General features: G+C 67.8%; 14 protein-coding genes. 8 read left to right on the top strand and 6 right to left on the bottom strand.

Features of this window, described 5'->3' with window-relative positions; genetic code table 11:
* Nucleotides 1–338: 338 nt before the first annotated feature.
* From ACXVUM_RS19950 to ACXVUM_RS19925, 6 genes are read left to right on the top strand one after another with little or no spacing between them, the layout of a single operon-like run.
* Nucleotides 339–1,352 (top strand): AfsA-related hotdog domain-containing protein, encoded by a 1,014-nt coding sequence (locus ACXVUM_RS19950; RefSeq protein WP_458523789.1) that lies wholly within the window; start codon nucleotides 339–341, stop codon nucleotides 1,350–1,352.
* Nucleotides 1,349–2,068 carry an HAD-IA family hydrolase gene (locus tag ACXVUM_RS19945; RefSeq protein ID WP_458523672.1) on the top strand — a complete coding sequence of 240 codons (720 nt, stop codon included), beginning with the start codon at nucleotides 1,349–1,351 and terminating at the stop codon, nucleotides 2,066–2,068. The genes ACXVUM_RS19950 and ACXVUM_RS19945 overlap by 4 nt, the downstream gene beginning before the upstream one ends.
* Complete coding sequence (locus tag ACXVUM_RS19940; protein WP_458523671.1) at nucleotides 2,065–3,654, top strand: MFS transporter; 1,590 nt, start codon at nucleotides 2,065–2,067, stop codon at nucleotides 3,652–3,654. The genes ACXVUM_RS19945 and ACXVUM_RS19940 overlap by 4 nt, the downstream gene beginning before the upstream one ends.
* Nucleotides 3,651–4,889: a cytochrome P450 gene (locus ACXVUM_RS19935; RefSeq protein ID WP_458523670.1), complete on the top strand. Its 1,239-nt coding sequence runs from the start codon at nucleotides 3,651–3,653 to the stop codon at nucleotides 4,887–4,889. Before ACXVUM_RS19940 ends, ACXVUM_RS19935 begins: the two co-directional genes overlap by 4 nt.
* Nucleotides 4,890–6,365 carry an FAD-dependent monooxygenase gene (locus ACXVUM_RS19930; protein ID WP_458523669.1) on the top strand — a complete coding sequence of 492 codons (1,476 nt, stop codon included), beginning with the start codon at nucleotides 4,890–4,892 and terminating at the stop codon, nucleotides 6,363–6,365.
* A gap of 40 nt (nucleotides 6,366–6,405) precedes the next feature.
* A complete protein-coding gene (locus ACXVUM_RS19925) occupies nucleotides 6,406–7,212 on the top strand; it encodes a GAF domain-containing protein (protein ID WP_458523668.1) in 807 nt (268 codons plus the stop codon).
* Between the two features lie 3 nt (nucleotides 7,213–7,215).
* Here the strand turns inward: ACXVUM_RS19925 and ACXVUM_RS19920 are convergent, their stop codons facing one another.
* Nucleotides 7,216–7,467, bottom strand: a complete 252-nt coding sequence (locus ACXVUM_RS19920) for a hypothetical protein (RefSeq protein ID WP_458523667.1) — start codon at nucleotides 7,465–7,467, stop codon at nucleotides 7,216–7,218.
* A gap of 170 nt (nucleotides 7,468–7,637) precedes the next feature.
* Here ACXVUM_RS19920 and ACXVUM_RS19915 point away from each other — a divergent pair, with 170 nt between their 5' ends.
* Both ACXVUM_RS19915 and ilvA read left to right on the top strand, forming a co-directional pair.
* The gene (locus ACXVUM_RS19915; RefSeq protein ID WP_458523666.1) at nucleotides 7,638–8,081 is read left to right on the top strand and encodes a nitroreductase family deazaflavin-dependent oxidoreductase; all 444 of its coding nucleotides are present in this window, start codon (nucleotides 7,638–7,640) and stop codon (nucleotides 8,079–8,081) included.
* A 51-nt stretch (nucleotides 8,082–8,132) separates the two neighbouring features.
* Entirely contained in the window at nucleotides 8,133–9,530 is a 1,398-nt protein-coding gene (gene ilvA / locus ACXVUM_RS19910) for a threonine ammonia-lyase IlvA (RefSeq protein WP_458523665.1), read from the top strand.
* Nucleotides 9,531–9,790: 260 nt separating this feature from the next.
* Here the strand turns inward: ilvA and ACXVUM_RS19905 are convergent, their stop codons facing one another.
* The 5 genes from ACXVUM_RS19905 to ACXVUM_RS19885 form a co-directional block, all read right to left on the bottom strand.
* Nucleotides 9,791–10,801 (bottom strand): LLM class flavin-dependent oxidoreductase, encoded by a 1,011-nt coding sequence (locus tag ACXVUM_RS19905; RefSeq protein WP_458523664.1) that lies wholly within the window; start codon nucleotides 10,799–10,801, stop codon nucleotides 9,791–9,793.
* 40 nt (nucleotides 10,802–10,841) lie between these two features.
* Nucleotides 10,842–12,578: a malto-oligosyltrehalose trehalohydrolase gene (gene treZ, locus ACXVUM_RS19900; RefSeq protein ID WP_458523663.1), complete on the bottom strand. Its 1,737-nt coding sequence runs from the start codon at nucleotides 12,576–12,578 to the stop codon at nucleotides 10,842–10,844.
* A gap of 71 nt (nucleotides 12,579–12,649) precedes the next feature.
* The gene (locus ACXVUM_RS19895; protein WP_458523662.1) at nucleotides 12,650–13,762 is read right to left on the bottom strand and encodes an ABC transporter ATP-binding protein; all 1,113 of its coding nucleotides are present in this window, start codon (nucleotides 13,760–13,762) and stop codon (nucleotides 12,650–12,652) included.
* A gap of 60 nt (nucleotides 13,763–13,822) precedes the next feature.
* Complete coding sequence (locus ACXVUM_RS19890; RefSeq protein ID WP_458523661.1) at nucleotides 13,823–14,701, bottom strand: carbohydrate ABC transporter permease; 879 nt, start codon at nucleotides 14,699–14,701, stop codon at nucleotides 13,823–13,825.
* On the bottom strand, nucleotides 14,701–15,603 hold the full coding sequence (locus tag ACXVUM_RS19885; protein ID WP_458523788.1) for a carbohydrate ABC transporter permease: 903 nt from the start codon (nucleotides 15,601–15,603) through the stop codon (nucleotides 14,701–14,703). The genes ACXVUM_RS19890 and ACXVUM_RS19885 overlap by 1 nt, the downstream gene beginning before the upstream one ends.
* Nucleotides 15,604–15,626 lie beyond the last annotated feature (23 nt).

Here is a 15,626-nt window from a genome sequence, read left to right as displayed (position 1 = left end):
GCATGTCAGATCACCCTCTGCCGTCGCTATGATCCATGTCACCACAACGAATCCCGGTGGCATTCAAATATTTTGCGCGCAGAGTAGTCGCAGAATCGGTCCGTGGGGGCGACTTCTGTGCAGCGCTGATTCTTGACCGCGACAAATGTCGTTGCAGGCGCTAATCTGATCTCAGTCCGAACAGAGTCGCTTGAGAGCCCCTTGCTTGAAAGCCCGAGACCTACCGGACCGCTGGACCCGACCCGCACACCGTGAACCGCTGCCCGTTGCCGCGCAGCGACATCTCACGTCCGTGCTGCCGTCCGAACCAACAGCAAGGGGCTTCCGTGACATCCGTGATGCAACCTCGTCTCTCACATTCGACCCTGGTACCGCGCGAGCACGTCCACCGCGACGCTCTGTCCGAGGTCTACCTCACCGACATCGTCTGCGATCGGTACCCCAACTTCCGTGTCGGGGTTCACCTCCCGAAGTCGCACAGCTATTACAGCGACCACTTGAGGCCCGCGGCCGACCGATACGACCCGCTACTCGTCCTGGAGTGCTTTCGGCAGGCGTCGATCCTGATCGCACATCGCCACGTGGGAGTCGAGTTCGACCAGTCCTTCGTCTTCAATGCGGCTACCGTCACCGTTGTCTCTGACGATGCGATGACGGTGACGTCGTCCCCCGGCAACGGCGAGCTGAGTGCGGTGATCGTGGGTGAGAAGGTCCGCGACGACACGACCATCGGCATCACCCTCGACATGACCGTCAGCCTGAATGGGATGGCCGCGGTCACCATGACCATGTCGATCCAGTGGATGCCGAAACGGGTCTGGGCCCGCGTCCGCGCGTCGGGGCGAGCGAAGCTCGGGCTGGCCGAGTACCGGAGCGGCATCGAACCGCAACCCGGCAGACACCCGCATCGCAGTGTGGGCGCGCGTCAGCCCGAGGCCCTCGGCCGTGGTCTGAGCCGCAACGTGGTGGTCGGGGCGGCGCGACACGTCGCGGCCGGTTTCGAGGTCGACGTCATCGTCGATCAGCACCACCCGAGTCTGTTCGACCATCCGCTCGATCACATCCCGGGAGCGGTCATCTTCGAGGCGGTACGCCAGGCCGGGATCGTCGGTGCCGACGAGTACTTCGGCCTCAGTCCTCGACGGCTAAGGATACGTTCCCTGTCGGCGACGTTCACCCGATTCGGCGAGCTCGACCTGCCGACGAGCGCACTCGTCCGGCCACACACGGACACCTGCGAGGCGGTCGTCGGATTCGACGTCGACATCATGCAGGAAGGCGTCTCCATCGCGTCGTGCGGTGTGCTTTTCGCCCGGTCGCACGCACGTGCCCACGTGGCGGTCGGGCGATGACGGCCTCGCTGCGCGTCGACGCCGTCCCGCCGGTCACCGCCGCGTCGCGCTACACGACGGTGTTCCTCGACTTCGGGGGCGTGCTCTCGCCCCCGATCGAGGACCTGTTCGCCGAGTACGAGCGCAAGACCGGCATCATTCCGGCCGATCTCAAGGCCGCGATGGCGGGCGTCGCCGACGGCCTCGGGGTCGAGGTCCTCGCCCCCGTCGAACTCGGCCTGCTGACCGAGGTCGAGTGGGTCCGTCGGATGCACCGATGGCTCACATCCCGAGGAATCGACGTCTCACGGTCGGAGGTCGAATTCGGTCGCCAGTGGTTCGCGGGCCATCAGGTCAACACGGCCATGCGCGACCTGGTCCTCGAGCTCAGATCGCAGGGGTACCGGGTTGGGATCCTCACCAACAACGTGCGCGAGTGGGAGGCGTACTGGCGCCCGATGGTCGGGCTCGACGACGACGTCGACACGATCGTCGACTCCTATGACGTCAGATGTCGCAAACCCGAACCCGAGATCTTCGCGATCGCGGAGGCCAGGATCGGGGCCGCAACCGGAACCGCGGTCCTCATCGACGATCTCGAGGCCAACTGTGCTGCCGCGCGTAGCTCCGGCTGGGGGGCTGTGCGTTTCGTCGACAACGACCAGACCGTCACCGATCTCGCCGGACTCCTGCGGGCGAACCACGGTGACATCACAGACGGGGAGCCCATCGCATGACCGCACCCGCATCACCCACGAGAACCACGTCGACCGCCAAACCCAATCTCCTCCTGGCGGCAATCCTGCTCGGTGTCGTCGTCGTACCCACAGGGGTGTCCGGAACCGGTGTGGCGCTACCGCACATCGCCGCCGATCTCGGCTCGAATCCATCACTGCTGCAGTGGGTGGTCAACGGTTTCAACCTCACCTTCGCCGTGTTCAGCCTCGTCGCCGGGTCGATCGCCGATCACCTCGGCCGCCGACGCGGCCTGATTCTCGGCGGTGTGCTGTTCGCCGGGGCGGCGGTCCTGAGCGCTCTGGCACCGTCGCTCCTTCTCCTCGACGTCGGCCGTGCACTGGCTGGTGTGGGGGCTGCGATGATTTTCGCCTGCTCGGGGGCGTTGTTGGCGATCACCTTCGACGGCGCTGCCGCGGCGCGGGCGTTCGCGCTGTTCGGCACGGCAGCCGGAGTCGGACTAGGTCTCGGGCCGACGATCTCCTCGACTGCTATCGCCCTGGTGGGATGGTCGGGCATCTTCTGGTTCAACGCGGTCGTCATCGCGGTGTCGGTGGCCCTCGTCGTCGCGTCGAATGCCCATGACACTCCCGTCCGTTCCACCGGCCGACTCGACTACCCCGGCGCCGTCGCCTTCGCGTCATCGCTGACCCTGATCATCACGGCTGTCGTGCAGTCGGATTCGTGGGGATGGGGCTCGCCGGCGACGCTCGGCACCTTGGTCGCCGGGGTGGCGTTGTTCGCGGCGTTCCTCCGAATCGAACTCACCGTCGACCACCCCTTGCTCGATCTGACCCTGCTCCGGTCGTCGCGCCTCGTCGGTCTGCTCGCCGTCCCGGTCGCCGGTGCGGTCGGTTTCGTCACGCTGCTGACGTACTACCCGACGTTCCTGTCCACGGTGTGGCAGCTGGAGACCGGAGTCGTCGGCCTGGTGATGCTGATCATGACCGTGCCGGTCATCGTCGGACCGCTCATCGCCGGGGCCCTGCACACCCGCGGCGTCCCCGTCTGGGTGATCCTCGGTGGCAGTGTGCTGTTGTTCGCCGCCGGCGCGGCCTTGCTCACGCTGGTCGGTACCGAGGAGAGCATCGGCGCCATCGGTGTCCCGTACCTGCTGTTGGGCCTCGGTTTCGGGCTCGGCGTCGGGCTGGTGGACGGCCAGGCGATCGGATCGGTACCCGCCGAGAAGTCGGGCATGGTGTCCGGTCTGGTGTCCACGGTGCGGCTGGGTAGCGAGGCCGTCGTCGTCGCGGTGTTCGCCAGTGCTCTGACCGCAGGCGTCGGTGGCGAGGTCCGCGACCGTCTGCCGGGCTCACTGGGATCCGGTGAGCGGGAGAGCATCGTCGACAAGGTCGTCACCGGTGAAATCGGAGGCGTCGACCGCTCGGTGGACACCGGTGTGTTGCGAGCCGCGTTCTCCGACGGGTTCACGTCGCTGCTCTGGGTGCTTGCCGCCCTGAGTCTAATGCTCGCCGTGGTCGTCGCGCTGCTGCTCCGGCGCCCCGTCGCCACACCGATCACCCCCGGCGTCGATGCAGGCCCCGTCGACGCCGATTCCGCTTGCGATCCCGAGGAGATCCGGCAATGACCCAGACCATCCATCGCCCCGACGCGATCGCGGCACCACCGCTGGTCGTCGACATCCCGAATCTCGATACACCGGCACCGTATGTCCGCGAGATCTCCGGTGACGACGGGTATCAGAAGGTCGAGCTGCCCAGCGGGCACACCGCGATCAGCCTGACGTCGTATGCCGACGTCAAGACGGTGATGCTCGACCGCACCGCCAGCCGCACCCTGTGCAACGTCGACGGTGGCCCGTCGTTCATGCCCACCAACTGGGCTCCTGAGGTGCTCATCAACCTCGACGCCCCGGTGCACGGTGTGGTGCGAGAGTTCGTGTCCCACGAGTTCAGTGCCCGCGCCATGGCTGCGCTCGAACCGACCATCATCGCCCTCGCCGACGCGGCGTTCGACGCGCTCGACGAGTCCGCCGAGCCCGACATCATGGCTCAGGTCTTCCGGCTGGTGCCTGCACAGGTGGTGTGTACCCTGCTCGGCATCTCGATCGACCACGCGCGGTGGATGAACGAGTTGGGTAGACGGATCCAACTCGCACGGCGCGACGAGATCCCGCTGATCGTGGATTCGTGGACCGAGCTCTATGGCTGGGTGCAGGAGCTGGTCGCCTCCGACATCGAGCACGACGACACCGGACTGCTGGCCGTCTACAAGCGTCGCGCCGGGCAGCCCGAATTCGCCGCCGTCGACGACGCCCTCATCAGCGGGACGGTGATGGGAATCGTGCTCGGTGGTGACAACAACGTCGCGACGATGTTGGCCAAGACCCTGTATGCCGCACTGGCGAAACGGAGTCTGTACGAGCGGGTCGTCGACGAATCGGCCCTCGTGCCGGACCTGGTGGAGGAGATCCTTCGGCTGATGCCGCTGGGGACGCCGGGTTCGTTCCCCCGCGAGCTCACCCGACCGCTCGACACCGCGGGTGGACAGCTGCCCGTGGGTGCCATCGTCTACCCCCACATCAACGCGGCCAACCGAGATCCCGCCGTGTTCGACGCGCCGTTGGAGATCCGGCTGGATCGGCCACGGGGTCGGCACCTGCAGTACGGATATGGGATGCACCGCTGTATGGGGTCGGCGCTCTCGCAGATCGAACTGATCGCGATACTCACCCGTGTGGTGACGCGCTACCCCGACCTGTCCCTGCGGGTGGAGCCGTCGGCGATCGAATGGGATCTGGGAACCGGATTGCGGCGACCTGCCGCTCTCCCGGTCGATCTCGGTGCGAGGAGGAACACGTAGATGTACGACGTGATCGTCGTCGGCGGTGGGCCGGTGGGGATGTTGATCGCCAACGAGTTGGCGCTGCATGACATTTCCGCCGTGGTACTGGAGAGTCGCGATGCAGTGAGCGAGTACCCCAAGGCGGGGACGTATCACGCGCGCGCCATCGCGACCCTCGCGCGCAGGCAGGTCGTCGCCGTCCCACGTCGCACCAACGATCACACGACCATCTCCTCCGAGCTGTTCCAGTTCGCGGGGTATCCATGGCTGACGCTGCGATCGCGCACCATCGACGGACCGGTCATGATGGGTATCGCCCAGGCCGATCTCGAACGCGCGATCGCAGCGAAGGCCACAGCGCATGGCGCGCAGGTGATCCGGGGGATGACCGTCAACACCGTCGAGCAATCCGCGGACCACGCGACCGTCGTCGCGCGCGACGCGGACGGGAACGAGCACCGACTGACAGCCCGCTACGTGGTCGGCGCGGACGGTGGACGCAGCGCGGTGCTGCGCTCGGGTGATTTCGCGACGACGGAGTACCCGCCGACGATGCGCGCGATCCTCGGCCTGGCGCAGGTGCCCCACCCCGAACAGCTCCGGGCCGGGTGGAACCGTACAGAGCGTGGCTGGACGCTGCTGAATCTCAACCGGTTCGGGGACAGTCGCGTGATCGTGTTCGAGTTCGACGGTCCGGCGGCCGACCGGCACGCGCCGGTGACGCCGGAAGAGTTCGGTGATGCGGTGGATCGCGTCGTCGGGTCGCATGTCGACTTGGTGTCGCCGCACTACCTCAACCGATTCAGCGACTACAGCCGTATCGCTGCTGACTACCGCGACGGACGGCTGTTCCTCGCCGGGGACGCGGCCCACATTCACTACCCGCTCGGCGGTCAGGGACTGAACACGGGAATCTCCGACGCGGTGAACCTCGGGTGGAAGCTCGCTGCCGTGGTGTCCGGCGCTGCCGACGAGGCACTGCTCGCCACGTACTCGCAGGAGCGGCAACCTGTGGGACGGTGGGTTGTCGACAACACGAGGCTGCAAGCGTCGATCATGGACCCCGACCCCGCGCAGGACCCGCTTCGTCGGGTCGTCTCGGCCATGCTGTGCCAGGGTGAGACCCATGACTGGCTCGGTGATCGCATCAACGGCCACTCTCTGCGGCACGACGTCCCCGGTGTCGAGGACGGGCTCACCGGCTCTTTCCTGCCTGACCACGAGGTCGTCGTCGACGGCGTCGCGACCACGGTGTCGGCACTGCTCGCCCGGGGCCGCATCGTGATCCTCGCCGCCGGCGAGGTCGTCGACCGCATGTCGGGTGTCCCGTTCGCCGAAGTCGTCGTCGCGGAGAGACTCCCCGCGTCCTACCCGGAGGTGATCGTGGTCCGGCCCGATGGTTACGTCGCCTGGGCGGGATCGGTGGCCGATACCGACCAGATGACGAAGGTGCTCGACGGGCACTTCTCCCTGCGCTGCCGATTGCGCGAATGACGTCGGTCGAAGAGGTGGCCGCTGCGCGCGTGGAGGTGGGATGAGTGACGGTTGGTTCCTCGTCGAGACGTCGGGGAGTACCCCCGCGGTCGTGATGGTCGGCCCGCGGTCCAAACAGTGGCGGCCGGTCTCGAACATGTTCCGCGGCCCGGTGTACAGCACAGTCCTGCATCTGCTCGAGACGGTTCTCAACAATCTGAAGCCGTCGCAGGCTCTGCTCGACATCGGTGGTCCGCGCCTCGCGTTCGCCCAGCCCGTTCTGGGGCCGTCCCGACAGGTCCACGCGATTCTGATGTGGATCGGCGAGGCGACCGAGACGCCACCGCCGGAGCCACCGGTGTGGGCATGGGCGTGGAGCCTGGCCGACCGTGTGTCACCGGAATTCGTCGCCGATCCCGCCCGCGGGTCGATGACCGACTGGCTCTCGGGATGTGCACGCGTCGCAGACGTCCGGCGGACCGTGGCGTTCGTGCTCCACGCCGACGTCGGCGACCGGCTCGCCGGTGAGTGGGTTCGCGTCGACGGGACGGTCGAGCGGTACGCGATGCGGGTGGTCGCGACGTTCGACGGGCCGTACGTCCTCGGCGTGGGCGCCCGACTCCCGGAGACTCTGGATCCCATGGACGACGAGATGATCCCGCGCGCCGTGCTCACGACATCATCTGCCGACCGTGCAGTGGCGCTCGTCGACCGCGACAGCAACCGTGTGGTCGCCTGGCTGACAGATCGACGGCCGACCGTCGGTGACGGCGTGGTCGCCGGACGAGACGCGAGCCGACCGATCTTCACAGAGGAGTTGGCGGGCTCGCCCGAGTTGCGCTTGGCTGTCTTCGAGTCGGCCGGGTAGACGTCAGTCGCGGTGCTTGCGGTGAACTCGACCTGCGAGGTCGAGATGGGCGACGCGCAGGGCCCACCACACGGCGGTGGTGATCGCGGCACCGGCGAGAACCGTGATCTCCGCCGACTGCGTCGCGAGACCCAGGACCACGGTGGCGAGCAGCCCGACGACGAGTGCGTGCACCTTGTAGGCGGGCCAGGGGACGCCCGCGACGTCGACGGACGGAACGGCTCGCGTGCCGGTCGTCGTCTCGATTGTGGTCATCGTCGGCCCTCCCGTCGTCTCCCGTGTCACGATCGTCAGGTGCGGGTCGGTCGGTCGGAATGCCGACGTCCGCACCGCGTTGACCACAGTGTACGACAGCCCGTAGCCAGAAGTTCGGCAGTCCGAACTCCCGTGTCGCGGGTCACCCATCACAGAGAGGACGGGACACCATGCCGTTGCAGGGCGAGTACGCGCCGAGCACCAGCGATTGGGCGCGTGAACAGGCGGAGAAGATCGAGGCGTCCGGGGGCACGGAGGCCACCGAATTGAACGGGATGCCGGTGGTGCTGCTCACGACGGTGGGCAACAAGTCCGGGAAGCTGCGCAAGACCCCGTTGATGCGGGTCGAGCACGACGGTCGGTACGCGGTCGTCGCGTCCCTGGGCGGTGCGCCGAAACATCCCGTCTGGTACTACAACATCGCCGCCGAGCCGCACGTCGAGCTCCGGGACGGCGAGAAGGTCCTCGACATGGTGGCCCGTGAGGTCTTCGGTGGTGAGAAGGCCGAGTGGTGGGAGCGGGCCGTCGAGGCCTACCCGCCGTACGACGACTACCAGAAGAAGACCGATCGGGAGATCCCGGTGTTCGTGCTGGAGCCCGCGGTCCAGGACTGAACCCCGGCCCGGCCGGAGACCGCGCCGTGGTCTGTCGTCGCGGATGAGACGATGGGCGCTGTGAGTACATCAGCGCGTACCGGGCACGGTCCGGGCGGTGACGTCGAGTCGCCCGTGATCGCGGGCGGCCCGCCGCTGACCGCTGCGGACGTGCGGGCCGCCGCCGTGCGGGTGCGCGACGTCGTCGACCGGACGCCGTTGCAGCGCAACACCCGGCTGTCCCGGTTCACCGGCGCGTCCGTCCACGTCAAACGCGAGGATCTGCAGACCGTCCGGTCCTACAAGATCCGGGGCGCCTACAACACGATGGCGCAGCTGTCGGCGGAGGAACGGGCGGCGGGGGTCGTCGCGGCCAGTGCCGGCAACCACGCCCAGGGGGTCGCCTACGCGTGCCAGGCGATGGGTGTGCAGGGGCGGATCTACGTGCCGACAACCACCCCGAAGCAGAAGCGTGACCGGATCGGATGGCACGGCGGGGACGCCGTCGAGTTGATCCCCGTCGGGGACTCCTACGACGCCGCGGCCGCCGCCGCGCAGGCCGACGTCCTGCGCACCGGGGCCACATGGATCCACGCCTTCGACGACCCACGGACCGCGGCCGGCCAGGGCACCATCGCGGCGGAGATCGTCGAGCAGCTCGGCCGTGTCCCCGACGTCGTCGTGATACCCGTCGGTGGGGGCGGGTGTCTCGCCGGGATGGTGACCCTGCTGCGCGACGCCGACCCCGACGTCATCGTCGTCGGCGTCGAACCGACGGGTGCGGCGTCGTTGTCGGCGGCGCTCGTGCACGGCGGTCCGGTGACGCTCGGCGACATCGATCCGTTCGTCGACGGAGCCGCCGTCAAACGTGTCGGCGGCGTCGTCGTGGACGTCCTCGCACCGCTGTCGCCGTCTGTCGCAGCCCATCCCGATCTCCCCGCCGGATCGACCGTCGAGGTCGCCGACCTGGTGCTCGCGCCGGGGACGACCCACATCGTCCACGTGGACGAGGGTGCCCTGTGCTCGACGATGCTCGAGCTGTACCAGGACGACGGGATCATCGCCGAACCCGCGGGCGCGCTGTCGGTGGCGGCGCTGGACCAGCTGTCGCTGCCGCCGGACTCGACGGTCGTGTGCCTGCTGTCGGGTGGCAACAACGACGTGTCGCGCTACGGCGAGATCATCGAACGGTCGCTGGTGCACCAGGGACTGAAGCACTATTTCCTCGTCGACTTCCCGCAGGAGCCCGGCGCGCTGCGCGGCTTCCTCGACGACGTGCTCGGACCCGAGGACGACATCACGCTCTTCGAATACGTCAAGCGCAACAACCGTGACACCGGTGCCGCGCTCGTCGGCATCGAACTCGGATCGGCGGACAGTCTTCCGTCCCTGCTGGACCGGATGAACGCGTCTCGGCTGAGAGTCGAACAGCTGCACCCGGATTCGCCGGCCTATCGCTACATGACCTGATCTGTCACGGCCGGCGAGAGCCTGTCGGCACCACGTCGAGTGGGCGTTTCCGGACGTCGGTTGGGCGTTTCCGGACGTCGGTTGGGCGTTAGCAGACGTCGGTTGGGCGTGTCCGGACGTCGGTTGGGCGACTCTGCCACTCGACGTCTGCTACCGCCCACTCGACGTCCGGTAGCGCCCACTCGACGTCCGTTAGCGCCCACTCGACGTGGGGCGGACCGTGAGACGTACGTCAGGCGTCGGGCGTCGGGCGTCGGGCGTCAGGCGTGGGCAGGGGCGAGGATGTCCGCGACGATGCGATGCGACTCGAGGCGGGCGTCGAAGTCCGCGAGCATCGAGCTGACCATGATCTCCTGCACGCCTGTCGATTCGACCAGTGCACCGATCTCGTCGGCGACCTTCTGCCGTCCGCCGACGATCCATGCCGACGCGGCGTCGCCGATGGTGGCCTCCTGCATCGGGGTGAGGGGTTCGGCGAGTGCCTGCGCGACGGTCGGATAACGCCCGGGACGGCCGCCCTCGCGCAGTCGGGCCATCGCGAGTCGGTGGGGGGCCGCCTGGTCGCGAGCGGCCGCGTCGTCGCCTGCCGCGACGACGGTCACCGTCAGCATCGCGTACGGCTCGTCGAGCGCTCCCGGTCGGAAGCTGTCGCGGTAGACGGCGAGGGCGTCGTACGTCGCGGCGGGGGCGAAGTGGCGGGCGAAGGCGAACGGCAGGCCCAGCAGTCCGGCCACCTGGGCGCTGTAGGTCGACGAACCCAGCATCCACATCTGCACCGCCGCGCCCTCCCCGGGTACGGCGGTGATCGCGGAGTAGGGGTGCTCCGGCGGGAACTGTCCGGCGAGGAACGCCCGCAACTGCGCCAGTTCCTGGGGGAAGTCGTCCGCCGACGGGTTCGCGGCCCGACGCAGTGCGTGTGCCGTCACCTGGTCGGTGCCGGGCGCGCGTCCGATGCCGAGGTCCACCCGACCGGGGAACAGTGCGTCGAGGGTCCCGAACTGCTCGGCGACGACGAGCGGTGCGTGGTTGGGCAGCATGATGCCGCCCGATCCGACGCGGATGGTCTCCGTCGCCCGGGCGACCTGCCCGATCATCACCGCCGGGCTGGAGCTGGCGATGCCGGGCATGTTGTGGTGCTCGGCCAACCAGAACCGCTGATAGCCGAGCTGCTCGGTGGCGACCGCCAGCGCGATCGACTGGTTCAGCGCCTCGGAGACGGACGAACCGTCGACGACGGGCGCGAGATCCAGGACAGAGAACGACACACTCATACCGGAGTCAACTCCTCCGCTTCCTGCGGTATTTCTCGTCTCACGACGTGAGTCGACGACCGATCACGACGTTGTGTCCCGGCGACGTGGTGCCGGCGTCGGACACGTCGACGGGCTCCCACGCGAGCAGCGGTTCCACCGGGATCGGGACCGTCGTCGGACCGTCGCCGAGGACACAGATCGTGCTCACCGTGCCCCGGTGCAGAGCGAACCAGCCGGCCTCGGCGTCGTGGGACGCCGAGACGGACTCCCACCGGTCGTCGGTGAGGTCGGGGACGGATCGCCGCAGCGCGATCACCGAGCGGTAGAAGTCGAGCAGCCGCGCGTGGTCCGGTCCCGTCGGCTCGGACCAGTCCAGTTTCGATCGCAGGAAGGTCTCCGGGTCCTGCGGATCGGGGATCTCCTCGGCGTCCCATCCGTGGTCGGCGAACTCCGCCTTGCGGCCCTCGGCGGTCGCCTTCCCGAGTTCGGGTTCGGGGTGGGAGGTGAAGAACTGGAACGGCGTCGACGCGCCCCACTCCTCACCCATGAACAGCATGGGGGTGTAGGCCGACGTCAGCACCAGAGCGGCCTTGATGGCCAGCTGGCCGTGATCGAGGTAAGCCGACGGGCGATCTCCGATCGCGCGGTTGCCGATCTGGTCGTGGTCGCAGGTGTAGACCACCATCTGCGACGGTGCGACCCGCGTGGGATCGATCGGTCGACCGTGCCGGCGTCGCCGGAACGACGAGTAGGTCATCGCGTGGAAGAAGCCGCGCGTCAGCGCCGTCGCGAGGCAGTCGAGGCTGCCGAAATCGGCGTAGTAGCCCTGTCGTTCACCGGAGACCGCGGTGTGGATGGCGTGGTGCACGTCGTCGTCCCACTGTGCGGCGAGACCGTAGCCCCCGTCCCCGCGTCCCGTGACCAGACGCGGGTCGTTGAGGTCACTCTCGGCGATCAACGACAACGGCCGACCGAGCGCGGTGGCGAGAGAGTCCGTCGCGACCGCGAGTTCCTCGAGGACGTGGATCGCGGTGTGGTCGACGAGGGCGTGGACCGCGTCGAGACGGAGACCGTCGACGTGGAAGTCCCGCATCCACCGCAGCGCGTTGTCGATGACGTACGCGCGGACGGCGTCGGAGTCGGCCTGGTCGAGGTTGAGCGACTGACCCCAGGTGTTGGACCCGTCGGTCAGATAGGGCCCGAAGCGGGGCAGGTAGTTCCCCGACGGCCCGAGGTGGTTGTAGACGACGTCGAGGATGACCCCGACACCGGCGGCGTGCGCGGCGTCGACGAATCGGCGGAATCCGTCCGGCCCGCCGTACGGTTCGTGCACGGCGTACCAGGCGACGCCGTCGTAGCCCCAGTTGTGGACACCGTTGAACCCGTTGATCGGCATGACCTCGACGAATTCGACACCGAGGTCGACGAGGTGACCCAGGCGCGTGATCGCGGCATCGAAAGTGCCCTCGGGGGTGAAGGTCCCGACGTGCATCTCGTAGATCACGGCTCCGCCCACGTGCCGACCCGTCCACCCCGCGTCGGTCCACGCGAACGACGTCGGGTCGTCCGGTGCGCCGGGGGAGTGCACGCCGTCCGGGAGCCGGGGTGCACGGGGATCGGGGAGGATGTCGGCGCCGTCGTCGAGGACGTAGCCGTACCGTGCCGACTCCCCGTCGACGTCGACGGCGACGCTCCACCACTGTCCGTCGCGGGACATCGGGGTCACCGTGTCGTCGTGCCAGAGGCCGACGCTCGCCGCCGAGGGAGCCCACACCGAGAACGTCTGCTGCGTCACGGTGTCAGCCTACGGACCGGTGGAAACCCCCGCGCGGCGGCGAGCGGCACACCGCGCGGGGGTGGTCGGGGTCAGTCGCCGAGGCGTTCACCGGTGTCGGTCGCGAACAGGTGCACGGTGGGCTCGGTCTGCCGGAACCGCACCTGCTCACCGAGTTTCGCCGGCGCGCGGTAGGGGGTGCGTGCCACCAGGGTGACCGGACCGCCGTCGAGGGTGCGGACGGCGGGATCGTCGAGGGTGGCGTAGACGTAGGTCTCGCTGCCCAGCTCCTCCAGCAGCGCCACCGTGGCACGGATGCCCTGGCCGTCGTCGGACAGCCCGAGCGATTCGGGTCGGACGCCGACGATCACCGTGTCGTCCGCGCCGGACCGTCCGGCCGCCGCGATGGCGGTGCGCTCGACGGCGAGCGTGTCGCCGCCGACCTCGACACCCCCGTCGGTGATCGGTGCGGAGAACAGGTTCATCGCCGGCGAACCGATGAAGCCGGCGACGAACGCGTTGACCGGCCGGTCGTACAGCTCGGTGGGGGTGCTGAACTGCTGCAGCTTCCCGTCGCGCAGCACGGCGACGCGGTCACCCATCGTCATCGCCTCGACCTGGTCGTGGGTGACGTAGACGGTGGTGGTGCCGAGACGTCGCTGCAGAGCGGCGATCTGGGTGCGGGTCTGCACCCGCAGCTTGGCGTCGAGGTTGCTCAACGGCTCGTCCATGCAGAACACCTGCGGCTCACGCACGATCGCCCGACCCATGGCCACGCGCTGCCGTTGACCGCCGGACAGCTTGCCCGGCTTGCGGTCGAGGAAGTCGGTGAGGTCGAGCAGCTTGGCCGCCTCGGCGACCTTCTTCGTGCGCTCCTCGACGCCGATCCCGCGCATCTTCAACGCGAAACCCATGTTCTCGCCGACGGTCTTGTTGGGGTACAGCGCGTAGTTCTGGAACACCATCGCGATGTCCCGGTCCTTGGGGGCGACCCCGACCATGTTCGTGCCGCCGATGGTGATGGCGCCGCTGTCGATCTCCTCGAGGCCGGCGAGCATCCTGAGCGCGGTGGACTTGCCCGAGCCGGACGGTCCGACGAGGACCACGAACTCGCCGTCGGCGATGTCGAGGTCGAGGGAGTCGACGGCGAGCTTGTCGGCGCCGGGGTAGACGCAGCACGCCTTGTCGTAGCTGATGGAAGCCATGGGATTCTCCTGTGTGCGAGAGGGTCTTCGGGTGTGGGTGTGGCTATGTGATCGCTGCGGTCACTTGATGGCGCCGAAGGACAGTCCCCGGACCAACTTGTTCTGCGCGATCCAGCCGCAGATGACGACGGGGAGGGCGGCGAGCACCGACGCGGCGGACAGCTGCGCCCAGAACAGTCCCTGCCCGGACATGAACCCGGTCAGGAACACCGGCATCGTCTGCGCGTTCACCGCGGTCATGTTGACGGCGAAGAAGAACTCGTTCCACGAGAAGATGACGCAGATCAGTGCGGTGGCCGCGATCCCCGGGGAGATCAGCGGCAGGATGACCTCGCGGACCGACGTCCACAGGCTCGCCCCGTCGATGCTCGCGGCCTCCAACAGTTCCCGCGGGACCTCGAGGAAGAACGACCGCATCATCCACACCGCGATCGGCAGGTTCATCGCCGTGTAGAGGATGACGAGCGTCCAGATGTTGTCTAGCATCCCGATCTGACCGACGATCACGTACAGCGGGATGATCGCGGCGACGATCGGCAGCATCTTCGTGCTGAGGAAGAAGAACAGCGCGTCGGAGGTCTTGCGGACCGGCCTCAGCGACAGCGCGAAAGCCGCCGGCACGCCCAGCAACAGCACCAGCAGGGTCGAGACGACCGTCGCGAACACCGAGTTCAACAGGGGCGTGGCGATTCCCGCGTCGAAGACGTTGCGGAACTGCTGGAGTGTCGGGGTGAACAGGAAGGTCGGCGGGTTGGTGTTGGCGTCGCTCTCCTTCTTGAACGCCGTCAGCACCATCCACAGGACGGGGAAGAAGAAGCCGATCGACACGATCCACGTGAACGCGGTGAGCAGTCCGGCCCGAGGGTCTCGCCTCCGCCGGATCACCGGTGCGGGTGCGGTGTCCGTCGGGACCGGGCGGGTCGGGGTCGTGGTGGCCATCAGACCGCCTCCTGGCTTCCGTCGAAGGACTTGAAGATGAGTCGCAGGGCCAGCGTCGCGACCACGATGGTCCCGACGACGGTGACGACACCCATGGCGGCGGCCTGTCCGATGTCGAAGCCGAGGAAGGCCCGCTGGTAGATGTAGAACGGCAGGTTCGAGCTCGCGACCCCGGGACCGCCCGAGGTCATCATGTAGACGGCGTCGAAGGTGTTGACCAGGTAGATCGCGCCCAGGACGGTGCCGAGCTCGATGAACCGGCGCAGGTGCGGCAGGGTCAGCTCGCGGAACAACCGGAAGCTGGTGGCGCCGTCGACCTTCGCCGCCTCGGAGATGTCCTTCGGCATCGACTGCAGGCCGGCCAGGATCAGCAACATCATGAACGGCGTCCACTGCCACACCAGTTCACCCATGACACTGGCCAGGGGGTACTCGCTGAGCCAGTCGGTCTGCACCCCGAACGGGCTGAGCACGTAGTTCAGCAGTCCGCTGGTGGGGGAGAGCAGGCTCGTCTTGAACAGCAGGGCCGAGGCGACCGGGGTCACCAGGAACGGTGTGATGAGCAGTGTGCGGACGATGCTGCGCCCGATGAACTTCCGGTCCAGCAGCAGCGCGAAGATCAGACCGAGCACCACCGAGAAGATCACCGTGCCGACGATCAGCAGGATCGTGTTGAGCGTGACCGTCCAGAACTGGTTGTCCTTGAAGACCTCGACATAGTTGTTCAGCCAGTTGAACTCTCGTGATCCCGGGCGTACCAGGTTCCACGACTGGGTGGAGTAGTAGAGCGTCACCACGAACGGGATCTGGGTGACGACGATCATGAAGATCAGTGCCGGCAGCAGCGGCCCTCTACGACGCCATCCCTCGGCGCGCGAGATGTGGTCACGTCCGGAGACGATGGGTGACCGTTCGCGCGGTGACG

Source organism: Williamsia sp. SKLECPSW1 (genome assembly GCF_054332755.1).
The sequence above is the reverse complement of the archived record's forward strand: the minus strand, read 5'-3'. Positions and strand labels throughout refer to the sequence as shown.